The following is a 17387-nucleotide window of genomic DNA, read 5'->3' as shown; positions in this document are numbered from 1 at the left end:
TGGCATGCTCGTCAGTTAATCAAATAAAAAAGTGAAGTAAGTGATGCGTGTATTCTTGTTGTTGATGGTATCCATATTAAGCTCGATAAATATCGCACAAGCGGCAACGTCGAATTCATTGCTGACAGGTACACGTCAACTCAACATCACCAGCTCACAAGTTACGTGGACCGCGCTAGATATATCGCCAGACGGCCAAACATTGATCTTCGACGCGCTGGGCGACATATACACCCTCCCCGTCAAAGGCGGTAAAGCAAAACCACTACTCACCGGCGAGGCCTTTGAGTATCACCCTGTTTATTCACCAAATGGTAAACGTATTGCGTTCTTAAGCGACCGTTCTGGCAGCCTTAATTTATGGGTGGCCAATCAAGATGGCAGCCAACCAAAGCAGTTATCAACCGATACAAGAGCCATGATTTACGCCTCACCTTCTTGGTCGGCAGACGGCAAACAAGTGTACGTATCAAAAATGCATTACTCTCTGCTTGCCTTCGAAGTCTTTGCTTACGACATCAACTCGGGGAATGAAACTCGTGTTACTGACGCCACGCCCACAGAAACTGAAGGCTTCGACAGTCGCCATAATGTCGTGGGTGTGCGCCCCACTGACGACGGCACTTACCTGTATTACAGTAAAAAGCTCGGCACAACATGGTCTCCTATGGTCCCTCCGCAGTGGCATATTTTTCGTCAATCGGTCAAAGGTGGTGATATACATGCCATCATTACTGGAAAGCAAAGTGCCATGAGCCCAGTCCCGTCACATCGGGGCGATATTCTTTTATATGCAACGCAAATGGGAGACAAAACAACTTTGCGGCTACGACATCTCGAAACGGGTGTCGACAACCAATTGCTCGCATCCATCGACCCCAGTGGACAAGAAGGCGGGTACTATATGGGCCTGCTACCCCGCGCAGTATTTTCACCTGATGATCAATACATCTACACCAGCATCAACGGCGAGATTGTCCGTATTCAAGTCAAAGACGGTACACAAACCACTATTCCCATGACGTTTCAGGCCTCGTTGGCAACTCAGCCCAATGCACGTGTTGATATTCCTCCTGAAATCGGCCCAGTACAAGCGCGACTCATCCAACAACCCGCTGTGTCACCAGATGGTCGTAGCATTGCGTTTTCAGCGTTCGGCCAACTTTATGTGCAGTCCACCGGCAAACCAACATCAGCTAAACGTATTCCTCGTACGCCTGAACACGCCTTTCAACCCGCTTGGTCGGCTGATGGAAAATGGCTAACTTACGTAACATGGCAAAGGGAAAAAGGCGGTCATATCTGGAAAATCAACCTTGCCGATAACACCGCACCAGTGCAAATGACATCGCTACCCGATTTTTATCAGCATCCTGTTTTCGCGGCAGATAACCAATCTGTTTTCGCTTTGCGCGCCAATCACTATGATCGTATGCATACATTTGGCGAGGTGTTTAGCCCTGTGAGTAATAACTTGGTGTTGGTGAAAACATCGAAAAAAGCCCCCCTATTACTCAGCGAATTTATTAATGGCAGAAGTCTGCACCGATACCAGAATACGCTGTGGGTAGACTCTCAGGCTGGGTTAAAATCCTTCGATTTAATGCAAAACACAATGGCAGATACTCACCTTGTGTTAGATATGTCGGGTAACCAGTATATCGCAGCAAAATTGCCTGTAGAGCAAGTACGCATAAGCCCTGATGGCCAGTGGTTGTTGGCGCGTTCCGCGGCCCAACTCTATGCCATTGACCTTAGTAAGCAAACTTCTGGCTCGCCGATAGATTTGAGCCAACCTAACGCTGCAATCTACAAAATTACACAAGCGGGAGCTGATTACTTTGGTTGGAGTAATCAGGGGCACGAGATCTATTGGACGGCAGGCAGTACCTACTATACCCAATCATTGGCAGACGCCATTACAGCATCGTCGTCACCCGCGGCATTGGCACTTAACGTAGCGCTTCCTCGCGATGTTCCCGAACAAAACACTTTACTGCGTGGTGCGACCATCCTGACCATGAACAAGGAACAACCTGTCATTGAAAACGCCGACCTTTTGATCAAACGTAACCATATTGCAGCACTTGCAACCCGTGGTTCACTCATACCTGATGCCGACACCAAGGTGATTGATGTCAGTGGTAAATACATTATTCCGGGGCTTATCGATGCCCACGCGCATTGGACAGATTTAAAAAGAGAAGTCATCGATACCCAAAAGCAATGGGAGTTTTCGGTCAACCTTGCGTATGGCGTAACGGCGGCTCTCGACGTGCAAACCTTTACCGCCGATACTTTTGCCTACCAAGATCTTATCGACGCGGGTCGCATGCTAGGGCCACGAGCGTTTTCCACCGGCCCTGGTGTATTTCATAACGTACGTCTTACCTCAGTAGAAGACGCAGAGCATATCCTTGCTCGCTATCGCGACCATTACCGCACTCGCAATATCAAGTCGTACATGGTGGGTAATCGTCAGCAACAGCAATACTTACAGCAAGCCGCACTGAATTTGGGAATGATGCCCACCACCGAAGGCGCGAGCAATTTACGCTTGAACTTACTGCACGCACTTGATGGTTTCAGTGGCAATGAGCACAACTTACCCGTGTCGCCCCTGCATGACGATGTGATCAGCCTATACGTCGACAGTGGTATTTCCTATACCCCTACATTGTCAGTTATGTATGGTGGAGCGCCAGCCTTGTTCGAACAAATCGCGAGTGAGAATCCTTATGACAGTGCAAAGCTGCACCACTTTATTCCAGAATTTATATTAGACAGTAAAACCCGTGACTTACCTCGCTGGCACAGAAACGCCTATGCCCGCATCAGTGACTTTGCCAAAGATGCCCTGGCTATTCAGCGACAGGGCGGCATTGTGGCAATGGGCAGTCATGGTGAGATGCAAGGCATTGGGATGCACTGGGAAATGCAAGCCTATGCCACCAGTGGTGCTACCCCGATGGAAGTATTGTATGCTGCCACAATGGGGTCGGCGACAGCGATTGGTCGAGCATCAAGTTTAGGCAGTATTCAAACTGGAAAACTGGCCGATTTAATTATTCTTGAACAAGACCCACGAACAGATATTCGACATACTCAGAGCATTGAAGCCGTGATGAAAAATGGTCGCTTGTACCAAGGCGAAACACTCGCGCCCTACCCTATACACAATCAATAGATGATTGTTTAAGACGAACTTAGGTGTAAGGAATAATTATTGCTTGGTATACTGATGCCTTATGCATCTGGTCAAGAAGAGAAAACAGGACGTTTCCGCTTTGTAATGATTGTTCAAACCTAGTCCTGGAGATTGATGTGAAAAGCAGTGCCGCTCTACAGCATGTAGACAGACCCGTAACCTCACTGACGGATGAATATCCGGCAGGGTTTGTTGACGATTGGCACAGTCACGAGCGCAATCAAGTCGTTTACGCGACCAAGGGTGTGGTGTCGGTCACCACCGAAACCGGCAGTTATGTTATTCCACCACAGCGGGCTTTGTGGATCCCAGCGAAGATGCCGCACATGGCAACGTCGCGTACCGACGTTACCTTAAAAACACTGTATATCGATTCCGGTAGCCGACAGGGCTTACCGACAGAATGTCGAGTATTCAGTGTGTCTGAATTATTGAAAGCCCTTATTAACCAAGCCGTTAATTTCCCTGTATTGTACGACCTCGACAGCAGAGAAGGGCGCATTATGCATCTGCTCCTCGATGAAATTGAGATGATGCCGGTAGATAAACTGTCTATCCCCATGCCGCATGATCGCAGGCTGGCACGTATCTGCCAGCAGTTTATGCGCGACCCAGCACAAAATCAGAGCTTGGATGAATGGAGTCACGATGCGGGCATGAGTCGTCGTACCTTCACGCGGTTATTTCGCCAACAAACTCAATTGAGCTTTGCAAACTGGTGTCAGCAGGTGCGTCTATTAGAAGCCTTGTCTCGGCTCGCCACGGGTGTACCAATTACAACCGTGTCGTACGATGTGGGATACAGCAGCACCAGTGCCTTTACCTCGGTATTTCACAAAACCTTTGGCGTTCCGCCCAGCAAGTATTACGAATAAGCGCAACAAAAAGGCAACCTCAGTCGCGTGGTCTGGCCCTCTTGCACTATCACCCGACCTTCTCGCGCATGCAGCGTGCGATAACTCACCTACTATGGAGTATTCACGAAAATAACACCAAAGTAGTTGCCCCTTTATGCTGTTAGACAATACCGGACACCTGTCAGCCAACGACATTGTACACATAGCGTTTTCTTCTGCCCGTCACCAACGAGACCTTGTGGCCCGCGGAGAAGTGACCCAACACGACCTTTTCTACGTTGCGCAACATCAGATTACCCAGCACAACCCTACACTAAACGCGGTTGTGCATTATAAAAATGACGGGGCATCTCCTAGTTTCGCCAGCGCTTCTCACCCCGTTCAATTGCCTTATTTATTAAAAGCCTCTGATGAATACCCTGGATTTCCCAAAGAGTGTGGAAGTCGCGCTTTTGTGGGCACAGTCGGCCAACAAAAACACCCTTTTATGCACGCACTCGACAATGCTGGACTCGTTCCTATTGGTATGACAACCATGCCAGAATGTGGCTTGTTGGCATCGTGTGAATCTACTCTTTATGGGCCAGCGAAAAACCCGTGGTCACTCGATTATTCTGCGCTAGGCTCTAGCTCAGGCGCGGCGATTTCAGTAGCCAGTGGGATGGTTCCTTTTGCTCATGCTTCGGATGCAGCGGGTTCGATAAGAATGCCCGCATCTGTGTGTGGCGTTGTCGGCTTTAAACCTAGCGCTGGATACAGCTTACGGGCAAGAGCATACGACTTTATTGACGACTACCTATGTACAGACTCATTGTTAGCTCGTACTGTAGACGATGTGATTGACGCAACCAATCTCACTCGACCGCAACATATTGCTCCTTATCACTTTACCCACCAACCTTTGAAGGTGGCAGTGATCTCCGAGGGTCTCGGAGGGGTCAAGCCATCAGAGGAAGTTGCCGCGGCAATGGCTCGCAGCCGGTCATTACTGGCACAAATCCCCGGCATTACTTTGGTAGACGAACACTATCCTTTCAACGTTCACGCGTTACAAGAAGCTTTGCAAACCTTATGGTGTTACCTCGGTGGGCATGTCACTGACGGCGTAATCTCACGATTAGGCACAGACAATATTGAGCAATGGCTAGAACCATGGACCTTAGGCTTACACGCTAAACGCGCAACATTACCCACCACTGCACTGATCGACGCCTACGCCATTATTGAAAAGGCGCGTTCACAAATGGCTGCTTTTTTTGCCAAGGTTGATGTTGTGCTTTCTCCGGTCGTGAACACCACTACGCCTAAGCTTGGCGACCTGTCGCCTAGTCGGCATTTTGAAACCTTGTGGCAATCACTCTTCGACTTCATGGGCCACACCCCAATTCATAACATGCTCGGGCTTCCGAGCATCAGTATTCCGCTCACCACAACGCCGGAAGGTTTACCAATAGGTACGCTTCTCTCTGCCGCCTTCGGACAGGATGATCGCGTATTACAACTGGCACAACAATTAGAGCAACTTAGCCCATGGGCACAGCGCCGCCCTTCTTTAAATACGACGACGATTAAGGAGTAATCTATGCTCAACCGCAGACAATTTATCAAAGGTACTGGTGCTGCATTAGTCGCAAGCCAAGTTGCTTGTGCAGTAAGAGGCGTAGACAGTGCTGATACGGTCTACATTAATGGTGACATTTGGACTGGCGATATCACCCTACCCCGTGCCACTGCAATGGCAGTGAAAGGCAACCAGTTTGTGGCTGTTGGTGAACAAGCGGTATCAGCACTCACCACTGCATCTACCCGCGTGGTGGATTTACAAGGCGCGTTTGTGGCCCCAGGGTTTATTGATAATCACACCCATTTTTTATTGGGCGCTCGCACGCTTAATCAAGTTAACCTTCGCCAAGCCAATAGCAAAGCAGCGTTTATGCAAACGGTGAAAGAAAAAGCCGCAACACTCGCACCGGGCGAATGGATTGAAGGAGGGAACTGGGACGAACAATTATGGGGGGGAGAATTGCCGACCAAAGAATGGCTCGATGCCGTTACGCCTCACCATCCCGTGGCTGTGGCACGACTCGACCTACATATGCTTTTACTTAATTCAAAAGCCTTGGCGATGGCCGGTATCGACAAACACACACAAGCACCAGTAGGTGGTGTGATTATTAAAGATCACAACGGCAACCCAACCGGTATTGTGAAAGACCAAGCCAAAGAACTCGTTTTTCGTGTCAGCCCAAAGCCAAACCTCGATACTAATATTGCCAGCTTTCAAAAAGGCATTGAACACGGCCTGTCTCACGGGGTCACCCAATGTCATATTAAAGCCATTAATTGGGAGTGCCACGATACATTAATGGCAATGCGAGAACGGGGAATTCAACCCAATATGCGATTTAACTCCTATGTGCCGATTCAGCACTGGGAACGCATTTATGCCCAAATTCAAGAAATGGGCACGGGTGATGACTATATTCGATGGGGTGGGTTAAAAGGCTTGTTTGACGGTTCATTAGGTTCGCGCACCGCGCTGTTTCACGATGCCTATGCCGATGACCCGTCGACACACGGTATGACAGTACAAGATCCCGAGCAACTCAAACAATGGACACAACAAGCTGATAAACATCAACTCAGGGTGTCAATTCACGCTATTGGTGATGAAGCCAATGACATGGCGCTGGATATATTTGCTCATACTATTAAAACCAATGGTCGTATTAATCCTAATCGTCGATTTACCATTGAACATGCGCAGCATCTAACCCAATCTGCCATTCCGCGTTTCGCCAAATTGGGCGTGATCCCCTGCGTTCAGCCATATCACGCTATTGATGACGGGCGCTGGGCGGTAAACCGCATTGGCACCCAACGCCTTCAAGGTACTTATGCTTTCCATTCGTTGCTCGCCTCGGGTGCACGGCTGAGTTTCGGCTCAGACTGGCCTGTCGCCCCACTCGATCCTCTAGTTGGTATTGAAGCAGCAGTGCTACGCCAAACCATTGATGGCGCGAACCCCCAAGGCTGGCTACCGCAACAAAAAGTCTCAGTCGACACCGCACTGACCGCGTACACCGTTAACAACGCCTACGCCTGTGGCCAGCAAGATAAATTGGGCAGTATCACTCCGGGTAAATTGGCAGATTTTGTTGTACTTGCCGAGTCGCCCTATCACGTTGAACCTACAGCGATTAGCAAAATTCAGGTACAAAGCACCGTGGTTGGCGGCGAAGAAAAATACCAAAAAGTATAACTTATCCTGTTTTCATCGCGTTTTTTCACCCTCAGAAAAGGCGCGATGAACGATTAATTTTTATTCTGGCCTGACAAACAAACTATATGACCCAGCTTTGAATCTAATCGCTTAAGCTCTCCCTTACACTCGTTGATAGAACAAAAATAATACGAAAACATGTGTTGAAAGGAGAAACCACACCATGGGAAATACATATAAAAATAAGCAAATTAAAGGCCTTAGCCTACTTGCCAGTGCTATCACGCTAGCCTTAAGTGGTCCAGTATCAGCGCAACAAACTCCCCCCGAGAATGATGAGTCGGCTGATCCTTTTGAGGTTATTGAAGTCACGGCCAATAAACGCTCGAGCAATATCAGAGATGTGGCTGGCTCTGTTAGCGCTCTCACAGGTGAACAACTTGAAAAACTCGGTGCTGACAGCTTATCCGACTATATTAACCGCCTTCCCGGCGTACACTTCAACGACTATCAACCTGGCGTTTCTGAGGTCGTTATTCGCGGTGTGTCTGCAACCACTTATCACGAGCAGGGGCAAACAACGGTAGGTTATTTCATTAACGATATTCCACTGTCTGAAGCGGGTTGGCCAATCGTAATCCCCGACATGGATACATTCGACCTCGAACGGGTAGAGGTATTGCGCGGACCACAAGGTACTTTGTACGGTGCGTCAAACCTTGGTGGCTTGGTGAACTACATCGCCAAAGATGCCGACTTAGGTGGATTAGACGCCACCGTTGATTTGAGTGCAGGTTCGACACGCCATGCCGGTGAAGCCAACTATGCCGTGAAAGCCATGTTCAACGCGCCGATTATTGAAGATGAGTTGGCCGTCAGAATTGTTGGTTTAAAACGCTACGACGCAGGTTATTTACACAATGTAGGGACCGGCGAAAAAGGATCTAACGATTTAGCCGTTACGGGATACCGTGGTTCGGTGGTGTATCAACCCACTGTTGATACCAAAATTAGCTATATGGGCATGGTGCAAGAAACCCATCTAGACGACCAAACCTACACCACAATTCCCACATACACACGTGATACATTTATCGCGGAACCCCACGACACAGAATTTAGTTTACACAGCCTGCGCCTCGACCAAAGTTTCGACTTCGCCGACTTAACGGTTTTGGGCGCCTATGCATCAAAAGACAGTGTCATTTCTTTTGACTACACCATTTACGGTTTGCTCGATGCCACCGCCAACACACGTTACGACGGTATCGGCGAATCAGACAGTCGCCACTTTGAAGCGCGCTTTTCGTCGAAAGACAACAGTGTTTTTCAATGGATCCTTGGTGCCGTACATTATACCAGTGACAAAATGGTAAACGACGCCATTTACCAAGAAGGGGCTATCGACTTTATCAACGCCAACCCCGACTCTTTTGGCGGTAATAGTGGTGATTTGTTAGCTCCGGGTAACTACTTTAACCAATACATTGTTAACCAGAGTAACGAAGATTCTGCTATTTTTGGTGAAGTGAGCTGGGATGTCACCGACGCATTTAACGTTACTGTGGGCGGCCGATATTTTGATACCAGCAGCACATCGAATGTTACCACACCGCCCTACGCCAACTACCTTGATGTATATAATGCCGACACGACCAGCTTTGGTGGCGAGTCATCGGAAACCGGATTTACCCCTAAGTTCACTGCTAAGTATCGCTTCTCACCGAGTGTTATGGCTTATTTCAACTATTCAGAAGGCTTCCGAGTAGGTGGTACCAACCCCAATGCTGCGATTTCTGAAGGGACTGAACAAACCTATGCCCCAGATGAGAGCAAGAACTATGAGGTAGGTACGCGTTTAGATTTACTCGACCGTACTGTTCAACTCGATGCCACTCTGTTTCGTATCGATTGGACCGACATGCAAGTCCGCTTGTTTAATGACATGGGGCTTGCTTATGTGACCAATGCTGGGCAATCTCGTATTGATGGTGTGGAATTTACCGGTGCGTGGCGCCCTACTTCTTGGTTCGATTTCAACACCAGTGTGACATACCTCGACTCAAGGCTGACCGCCTTTTTACCCGCCACCTACGCCGCAAACGGCAATGGCGGATATGCAGCAGGCACACCGCTTCCCGGCGCGGCCAAGTGGACATTGTCAAATAACCTTACCGTGACACTTGAATCATTGCCATTTATGCCTCGCCTGTCGCTGTCACACCGTTATCTCGACAAGTCACCCGTCGCCTTTGAATCGGTCACCCAACGCGGTGGATTCAGCCTTGTGGATTTCAAAGCTGATATGCAAATCACAGATCAAATAGAGGTGAGTTTATTTGCCAAAAACGTATTTGATAAATATGGCATTGTTAACTCACCATTTGGTGACGACCAGCCAGATAATCCGCTAGGAAGTATTACTCGCCCCCGCACGCTGGGCGTGAGTATGGTTTGGAAAATGTTTTAATTTCCTTAACGACAGAAAATGCAATGTGTCCCTGTGCATTGCATAAAACAAAGGCCAGCTTGCTATCGAGCTGGCCTTTTCTTTTTTACCCCGTGTATTGGTATTATTGCGCGCCGAAATGCATCGAAAACTCAATACCGTAGAAGCGCGGTGGGCCTGCTACAAATGTTGGGTTACCGAAGCTCCCTCCTGTATTTCCCGCATCCACTAAATATTCGGTATCAAATAAATTGTTAACGAACACATTCACCGACCACGCTTGTGTGGTGTTTTCAATACCGATGCGCAGGTTGGTTAAATTCACTGCATCTTCTGCAATCGCTAACCCAGCGATTGGGGCATTGTCGGTTTCAAAAAACACGTCTGAACGATAGCTGTGTACCACAGAACTGGTGAGCTGATAATTAGCCGTTATGGGAGTATGGTAAAAAGCCCCGACACTCGCAGTCCATTCGGGCTGCAATCGAAAACGGTTTCCAGCTAAATCACCATTATCAGCATCGTCGTCGATGGTAGCATCGATATAAGCCGCATTAGCCAACACTTCAAAACCATCGGTGATCAGTGCCGTTACTTCTATTTCCGCGCCAATGTTGGTCGCCGCGCCCGCATTGGCCGTGTAAAAGTCTCCGGCTTCATCTTGCAAAGTTACCTGAAAGTCTGAGTAATCTTGATAGTACACTGACGCGGCATAACCCACCTTGCCGTTGAGTGTTTGCCCTTTCAATCCAGCTTCATAGTTCCAAACGACTTCTGCGGCGATGGCATCAACGTCAGCGACAACATTACCCGCACTGTCTGTTGTACTGTTAACTTCAATCACATCACTTCGGCGACCTTTACTAATGGTGGCAAAAACATTTAAGTCGGGCGATATCGCATACAAAGCATTGAATCGCGGTAGCCAAGCGCTGTAGTCACCAGAAGCGGTGAACTTCTCTCCGTCGGTACTGACGAGTGGCAACAGTGGGCTACCACTCAGTAAGCCGTCCGGTGATACACTACTAAAGCCACTTTCTTTGTCTTCGCTTACGTAGCGTAAGCCTGCGGTAAGCTGCAGGTTGTTGTTCACGTAATAGGTTAAATCGGCAAACGACGACAATGTCGTATTGTCACCAAAATTGGTATATTCCGCATAATAAGGAACTGCGGTTTGTGCACCGTTGACCAACAAGCTGGTGTAATCGGTACAACTCAACCCTGTAGACACATAACCCAAACAATTTAAGTAGGTGACTTCCTCTGTACTAAAAGGCACTCGCTGGTGCCCTTCTTCTGAAAAATAGTTCACGCCATAAATGGCCGTGTATTGGTCAGTGTCAACCACAACGCGAAACTCTTGGCTCAACTGTTCACCTTCGGCATCCTCGCCAAATTCTAGAAACCACGCTTGTGTGCCGTCGGCATCAAAGACTTCCAACGAATCAAAGTTTCTAAACCCTGTTATTGAAGTTAGGGTCGTTGTATCTGACAGCGCATATTCAATGGTCGCATTTATGTCATTTACAGTACGCTCTATACCGAGCTTGTCTTTACCAAACACTTCACCCGACAACGGACTACCAGCCATTTCCACATAGCTAAACGGGCTAGTGTCTCCGTCTGTCGGAGCATAAACACCATTTTTAAACGAGGTTCCCGTATCGTTATTGCGTTCATAGCTATAGACCAAATCAACGGTCAGGTCGTCGGTTGGGGTAAACCGCAATGAAGGACGAAAGGCCAAACGCTCAATACCTTGCATGTCTTCCTGTTGAGTCCACCCTGCTGTCACTGCGCCCTCATCACCGGCAATATTCTCAATGTAGCCATCGCGGGTGCGATACTGCAACGCCAAACGGCCTTGCACCTCACGGTTACCCCCGGTGACAAAACCCGACAACGTAGTGGCATTATAATTACCCAATCCCAACGTAAACTCAGCACTCATGGCTTCTTCTGGCTTGCGGGTAATAACACTCACTGCCCCCACAGAAGATGCAGTACCAAACAAAGTTGCTTGTGGTCCTTTTACTACCTCTACACGTTCAATGTCATATAGTTCGAAATACGAACCGCGACTGCGTGATACATCAACACCATTGTAATAAACAGAGACTCTCGGTGCCGATTGAGCTGAGCCACTGTCTGAGGTAATACCGCGGATCACAAACCCCGGGTTATTGGGGCTTTGTTCTTGAATAACCAAGCCCGGCGTAATATCTGATAGCACATCTAGTTCAGCCACGCCCAACTGTTCTAGAAATTTGCCATCGTATGCACTAATTGCGACAGGTACATCGGCAATTGATTGCTCGCGCTTCTGCGCCGTTACCATGATTTCATCAATGATTCGGCTGTCATCAACGGCCTGTGCAACAGCGTTAGAAGAAGAAAGCGCTGTGGTAATAACTACAGCGACAGAAGAAAGAGGAAAAGCATTCAAACGGGTCATGTCTACGTTCCGTATGGATTTAAAAACGTAGACAATAGTGGTCTTACAAGTCAGTTAAATGTCGCAACCTTGACAATAAAATGAAGTTTTTACTACGACAACATGAATCACTAAAACAATTAGCTATCAATAAGTTTGCGCGCATTACGCACTGCTTTCGGGTGCATTAACTTTTCTAACTCGGATAAGTAATTGGCAATTATTGCGTGCTGTTTTTTATCGTCGGTCACTGCATTATATAGCCACCGATATGCGTCTTCGTAATCATATGGGCTGCCGTAACCATCAATAAATAGATTGGCCAACTGCATTTGTGCTTTCAAGTTCCCCAGTGCAGATGCTTCTCGTAAATAAACAACCGCCCGCTGTTTATCTTCTTGTACCAATGTACCTTTTGCATAGTAGCGCCCCAATTGTTCTAGCGCAGCTGGCAAGCCTTGTTGGGCGGCATCTCGCATCAATGCAACCCCTCGCTCGGGCTGAGCATCAACGCATACCCCCCAAGCCAGCATGTCACCCCATAAAAACTGATAAGCAGGCTCTAACAACACTTCGGCATGAGCTTCTATATCTTGTACCAACTGGCAGCGATCGAGCACAACGCGGTCGAGATGCTCGTTTTTATTGATTAATTTGATCAACTCATCTTGAGAATAAATCTGCACCGCTTTTATTGTTTGTGCCTGCAAGCCAATAGGCGCGAATAAAGAGAGTGCACAAAGCAGCAATAGTGAGTGTCGCATAGAAGCTCCTCAACAGATCATAGACAGAGTAATTATCGGCAATCTTCGTAAATACTTAACGAGCAAGATAACAGATGAAAAAAAGTATTCCGTTAATCAGTACAGCTTATTTAATCGCGCGTATCAAGTATGCTTTTTTCTGTGGCCACGCTGACTATATCTAAACTGAACAAGGAAAAAGTAATGCAAACACTTACACAAATCGAAACTCAAACGGTGTCTGGTGGCCTTACCCGTGAAGATACTCAATTTATTACTGGCATGTTAGCCGGCGCGGTATCGGGTGGTAACGGGTTTATTATGGGGGCCGTTGGCTGGCTTGCTGGTAAATACTATGATTTCCAGAGTGGCGTGTCATTTGATGCCCCGTCTGGCTACCTATCCAACCATTTAACTACAGCGCAATATCGTCAAATGCAGACGACGCGATAAAAAAGACGCATTATAAAGGGGAAGGTGTTTTCGCACTTTCCCGTTCAAATAAGTGGAAACGCAACACAAAATAAGGGAGCTAGTATGTTTCAGTATCGCAAAATATCATTTATCTCTGACATTATTTTCTCAATGTTGGCAGCTGCTCTTGGCATTGCCTTATTTTTAACGCCATCTCTCTTTGAGTACGAAGCAGTGAGAATTATCGTCTTAATCGGGCTTACCGTGCTTCCGCTAAAGTATCTTCTCACCATAAAAAAGCTATCAAAACCATAACTTCGATTAAACGCTCATGGTCGTTGGCGACAAGACTCCCCAGAGAATCGCTAAACTGAGTCATCCGAAATCGAACTTTAATGGTATAATTCCGTACATTAAATTTTGACTGGCCGTCGTATTCTAAATGAAATACAAAGATTTACGGGATTTTATCCAACAGCTAGAAGCCAAGGGTGAACTTAAACGTATTACCCAACCTATCGATACTGATCTGGAAATGACAGAAATTGCTGACCGCACCCTGCGTGCTGGCGGCCCAGCACTGTTGTTTGAAAACCCAAAGAATCACGACATACCTGTGCTGGCAAATCTATTCGGCACTCCTGAACGCGTTGCGATGGGCATGGGCCAACCCTCCGTTGCTGCCTTGCGTGATGTGGGTAAGCTCCTCGCATACCTGAAAGAGCCAGAGCCGCCTAAAGGCATTAAAGACTTGTGGGACAAGCTCCCTATCTTCAAACAAGTACTGAACATGCCAGCAAAAGAACTGAGAAAAGCCCCGTGTCAGGAAGTTGTACTTACCGGCGATGACGTTGATTTAACCAAGCTTCCTATTCAACGTTGTTGGCCCGGAGACGCTGCACCGTTGATCACCTGGGGGCTGACTGTTACCAAAGGCCCGCATAAGAAACGTCAAAATTTGGGTATTTACCGCCAACAGGTATTAGGCAAAAACAAAGTCATAATGCGCTGGTTATCCCATCGTGGCGGCGCGCTGGATTTTCGTGAATGGTGTCAAACCCACCCGGGCGAACCCTATCCTGTGTCGGTTGCTTTGGGCGCAGACCCAGCAACAATTTTAGGTGCCGTCACGCCTGTACCAGACACGCTCAGTGAATATGCCTTCGCTGGTTTATTACGTGGCGAAAAAACAGAAGTTGTAAAGTCAGTAAGTAATAACTTACAAGTACCTGCAAGCGCCGAAATCGTACTTGAAGGGTATATTGCACAAGACGAAACCGCACCGGAAGGACCATACGGCGACCACACGGGCTACTACAACGAAATCGACACCTTCCCTGTGTTTACCGTCACTCACATTACGCATAGACGTAACCCCATTTATCACTCAACGTACACAGGTCGTCCACCCGATGAACCTGCCGTGTTAGGTGTAGCCTTGAACGAAGTTTTTGTACCTATATTGCAAAAACAGTTTCCAGAAATTGTTGATTTTTATCTTCCACCTGAAGGCTGCTCTTATCGTATGGCGGTAGTGACGATGAAGAAGCAATATCCAGGTCATGCCAAACGCGTTATGATGGGAGTGTGGTCGTTCTTACGTCAATTTATGTACACCAAGTTTGTGATTGTGTGTGACGACGACGTGAATGCCAGAGATTGGAATGACGTTATTTGGGCTATCACCACACGAATGGACCCAGCCCGCGACACCACCATGATCGAAAACACCCCCATTGATTATCTCGACTTTGCCTCTCCTGTCTCTGGGCTTGGCTCTAAAATGGGACTAGACGCCACCAACAAAATGCCCGGTGAAACTGATCGCGAATGGGGCACGCCAATCGTCATGGACGAAGCAGTAAAACAGCGCGTTGATGACATCTGGGATGAGCTTGGTATTATGGACCAGCCATCCACTCTCAAATCAAAGAATTAAGAAGGGCTTACATGTCAGAATTTGAATGTCAGGTTAGCAATATCGAACCGTTGACCAACATAGTATATAAAGTTGAGCTAACCCCTGCGGCTCCTGTCGACTTTAAAGCCGGCCAATATGTGATGGTACATATGGCCGAAGATGATAAACGCCCTTTTTCAATTGCAAACGCTGCCTATGACAATAGCCGTATTGAATTGCACATTGGCGCAGACCCTCAAAACGCTTATGCAACGCAAGTATTAGAACGCATGCGAGCAGAAGGAAAAATCACCCTGAGCGGTGGTCACGGTGAAGCATTCTTCCAACCAAATGGCGCTCCGGTGATCCTTATTGCAGGTGGAACAGGTTTCTCATACACCTATTCCATTCTCATGCAATCACTGAAGCAAGATCCCAATACTGACATTACTTTGTATTGGGGAGGGCGTCACGCAGACGATTTGTATTATCGCAAAGAATTGGTGTCATTAGCCGCACATCACCCGCACTTTACGTTTGTACCTGTGGTTGAATTTGCATCCGACGACTGGGAAGGTCGTACAGGTATGGTTCATCACGCAGTCATGGCCGATTACCCCACTTTTGATATCCACCAAGTTTATGTTGCTGGACGATTTGAAATGGCCAAAGTCATCCGTGACGACTTCGCAGAACGAGGACTAAGCAAAGACCAGCTATTTGGTGATGCCTTCTCATTTATCTAAGCGCAATAGGACATAATAATGAAAACAACACTCCTAGCCTCTGTACTCTCTGTTGGAGTGGCGTTGCCGTTAGCAGCAAACGCCGCACCGACCGAAATCACTTATCAGGATCAACCTCAACTGCATAGCATCGCTTCGTCGGTGTCGGCAGAACGCATTGAGCAAAACATTCGCACATTAGTCGGCTTTGGCACGCGCCACACCTTATCTGAAACACAGTCAGAAACACGAGGAATTGGCGCCGCTCGCCGCTGGATAAAGCGTGAGTTTGAGAAAATTTCTGCTGAGTGTGGGGGGTGTTTAGAAGTTTATTATTCCAAAGACACTATCAGTGGTGAAAAACGCATCCCCAATGCGACTGAAGTTGTTAGTGTCATTGCTATTCAACGAGGTACAACCGATCCTTCGCGCTACGTGTTGATGTCTGGCGACATAGACTCTCGCGTGTCCGATGTCATGGACGCAACATCCGACGCTCCTGGAGCCAATGACAATGCATCAGGTGTTGCAGGCACGTTGGAAGCGGCCCGAGTACTAAGCCAATACCAGTTTAATGGCAGCATTGTGTACGCCGCACTATCAGGGGAAGAACAAGGCCTATTTGGTGGCAAAATTCTTGCCCAGCAAGCCAAAGAAGAAGGCTGGCGCATTAAAGCAGTATTAAACAACGACATGATTGGCAACATAGCGGGTATCAACGGCGTTATTAACAACACCACCGCACGCTTATTTGCTGAAGGCACTCGCGTAACAGAAACCGAACGCGAGGCGACAGTCCGTCGCTTTACTGGTGGCGAAGTAGACTCACCAAGCCGTAACTTGGCTCGCTACATCGACTGGATCGCAGACCGCTACATTCCTAATCTCGACACCATGGTGGTGTATCGTTTGGATCGTTTCGGCCGCGGTGGTCATCACCGCCCGTTTAACGATTTAGGCTACCCGGGTATCCGCATTATGGAAACCAATGAAAACTATCATCGCCAACACCAAGATTTACGCACCGAGAACGGTATTGTTTATGGCGATACCATCGACGGCGTCAATTTCGATTATGCCGCCAAGCTCACTGCATTAAACGCTGTGAGCCTCGCCAGTATGGCATGGGCGCCGTCGCCACCAGCCGAGGTGAGTATTGAAGGCGCGGTGAAACCGTCGACAACACTGCGTTGGCAAGCTCTGGATAAATCTCAAAACCCTCAATTGGCAGGATACAAAATTTACTGGCGATATACCGATGCACCACAATGGCAATTTAGCCGTTTTGTTGGCGATGTGAGCGAATTTACGCTAGAAAACGTAGTGATTGATAATTATTTCTTTGGTGTGGCCAGTGTGAGCAAAAGCGGTGTCGAAAGCCCAGTTGTGTTCCCCGGTGCCGCCGGCAGTTTTGGTAAATAACGCCTATGACAC

Annotated in this window: 12 protein-coding genes; 10 read left to right on the top strand and 2 right to left on the bottom strand. The window is 47.9% G+C overall.

Annotated elements, in window-relative coordinates; genetic code table 11:
• Positions 1-43 precede the first annotated feature (43 nt).
• From ACXAH6_RS16920 to ACXAH6_RS16900, 5 genes are all read left to right on the top strand, one after another.
• Positions 44-3187: an amidohydrolase family protein gene (locus tag ACXAH6_RS16920; protein WP_474878747.1), complete on the top strand. Its 3144-nt coding sequence runs from the start codon at positions 44-46 to the stop codon at positions 3185-3187.
• Positions 3188-3324: 137 nt separating this feature from the next.
• Positions 3325-4083: an AraC family ligand binding domain-containing protein gene (locus ACXAH6_RS16915; RefSeq protein WP_474878734.1), complete on the top strand. Its 759-nt coding sequence runs from the start codon at positions 3325-3327 to the stop codon at positions 4081-4083.
• A 136-nt stretch (positions 4084-4219) separates the two neighbouring features.
• Positions 4220-5644 (top strand): amidase, encoded by a 1425-nt coding sequence (locus ACXAH6_RS16910; protein ID WP_474878733.1) that lies wholly within the window; start codon positions 4220-4222, stop codon positions 5642-5644.
• A 3-nt stretch (positions 5645-5647) separates the two neighbouring features.
• Positions 5648-7327, top strand: a complete 1680-nt coding sequence (locus tag ACXAH6_RS16905; protein WP_474878731.1) for an amidohydrolase — start codon at positions 5648-5650, stop codon at positions 7325-7327.
• A 184-nt stretch (positions 7328-7511) separates the two neighbouring features.
• Positions 7512-9758: a TonB-dependent receptor gene (locus ACXAH6_RS16900; RefSeq protein ID WP_474878729.1), complete on the top strand. Its 2247-nt coding sequence runs from the start codon at positions 7512-7514 to the stop codon at positions 9756-9758.
• Positions 9759-9861: 103 nt separating this feature from the next.
• Here the strand turns inward: ACXAH6_RS16900 and ACXAH6_RS16895 are convergent, their stop codons facing one another.
• Entirely contained in the window at positions 9862-12192 is a 2331-nt protein-coding gene (locus ACXAH6_RS16895; RefSeq protein WP_474878728.1) for a TonB-dependent receptor, read from the bottom strand.
• A 119-nt stretch (positions 12193-12311) separates the two neighbouring features.
• On the bottom strand, positions 12312-12935 hold the full coding sequence (locus ACXAH6_RS16890; RefSeq protein ID WP_474878726.1) for a tetratricopeptide repeat protein: 624 nt from the start codon (positions 12933-12935) through the stop codon (positions 12312-12314).
• A gap of 183 nt (positions 12936-13118) precedes the next feature.
• On the opposite strand from ACXAH6_RS16890, the gene ACXAH6_RS16885 reads away from it, so the two are divergent.
• The 5 genes from ACXAH6_RS16885 to ACXAH6_RS16865 all read left to right on the top strand — a co-directional run bounded on the left by ACXAH6_RS16885 (position 13119) and on the right by ACXAH6_RS16865 (position 17375).
• Entirely contained in the window at positions 13119-13367 is a 249-nt protein-coding gene (locus tag ACXAH6_RS16885; protein ID WP_474878725.1) for a hypothetical protein, read from the top strand.
• Between the two features lie 84 nt (positions 13368-13451).
• Positions 13452-13643 (top strand): hypothetical protein, encoded by a 192-nt coding sequence (locus ACXAH6_RS16880; protein ID WP_474878723.1) that lies wholly within the window; start codon positions 13452-13454, stop codon positions 13641-13643.
• A gap of 127 nt (positions 13644-13770) precedes the next feature.
• A complete protein-coding gene (gene ubiD, locus ACXAH6_RS16875) occupies positions 13771-15267 on the top strand; it encodes a 4-hydroxy-3-polyprenylbenzoate decarboxylase (protein ID WP_474878722.1) in 1497 nt (498 codons plus the stop codon).
• An 11-nt stretch (positions 15268-15278) separates the two neighbouring features.
• The gene (gene fre / locus ACXAH6_RS16870) at positions 15279-15974 is read left to right on the top strand and encodes an NAD(P)H-flavin reductase (RefSeq protein ID WP_474878721.1); all 696 of its coding nucleotides are present in this window, start codon (positions 15279-15281) and stop codon (positions 15972-15974) included.
• Between the two features lie 18 nt (positions 15975-15992).
• Positions 15993-17375, top strand: coding sequence for a M28 family metallopeptidase (locus tag ACXAH6_RS16865; RefSeq protein WP_474878719.1), 1383 nt, complete (start codon positions 15993-15995; stop codon positions 17373-17375).
• Positions 17376-17387: the final 12 nt, after the last annotated feature.

The organism is Alteromonas sp. ABE4_545, from assembly GCF_056161325.1.
This window is presented reverse-complemented; position numbering and strand designations above follow the sequence as displayed.

What these genes read in the sequence shown, in the direction of transcription:
- ACXAH6_RS16920 (WP_474878747.1), top strand. Translation starts at nt 44, where the DNA reads ATGCGTGTATTCTTGTTGTTGATGGTATCCATATTAAGCTCGATAAAT.
- fre (WP_474878721.1), top strand. Translation starts at nt 15,279, where the DNA reads ATGTCAGAATTTGAATGTCAGGTTAGCAATATCGAACCGTTGACCAAC.
- ACXAH6_RS16900 (WP_474878729.1), top strand. Translation starts at nt 7,512, where the DNA reads ATGGGAAATACATATAAAAATAAGCAAATTAAAGGCCTTAGCCTACTT.
- ACXAH6_RS16895 (WP_474878728.1), bottom strand. Translation starts at nt 12,192, where the DNA reads ATGACCCGTTTGAATGCTTTTCCTCTTTCTTCTGTCGCTGTAGTTATT.
- ACXAH6_RS16865 (WP_474878719.1), top strand. Translation starts at nt 15,993, where the DNA reads ATGAAAACAACACTCCTAGCCTCTGTACTCTCTGTTGGAGTGGCGTTG.
- ACXAH6_RS16880 (WP_474878723.1), top strand. Translation starts at nt 13,452, where the DNA reads ATGTTTCAGTATCGCAAAATATCATTTATCTCTGACATTATTTTCTCA.
- ACXAH6_RS16885 (WP_474878725.1), top strand. Translation starts at nt 13,119, where the DNA reads ATGCAAACACTTACACAAATCGAAACTCAAACGGTGTCTGGTGGCCTT.
- ACXAH6_RS16905 (WP_474878731.1), top strand. Translation starts at nt 5,648, where the DNA reads ATGCTCAACCGCAGACAATTTATCAAAGGTACTGGTGCTGCATTAGTC.
- ACXAH6_RS16890 (WP_474878726.1), bottom strand. Translation starts at nt 12,935, where the DNA reads ATGCGACACTCACTATTGCTGCTTTGTGCACTCTCTTTATTCGCGCCT.
- ACXAH6_RS16910 (WP_474878733.1), top strand. Translation starts at nt 4,220, where the DNA reads ATGCTGTTAGACAATACCGGACACCTGTCAGCCAACGACATTGTACAC.
- ubiD (WP_474878722.1), top strand. Translation starts at nt 13,771, where the DNA reads ATGAAATACAAAGATTTACGGGATTTTATCCAACAGCTAGAAGCCAAG.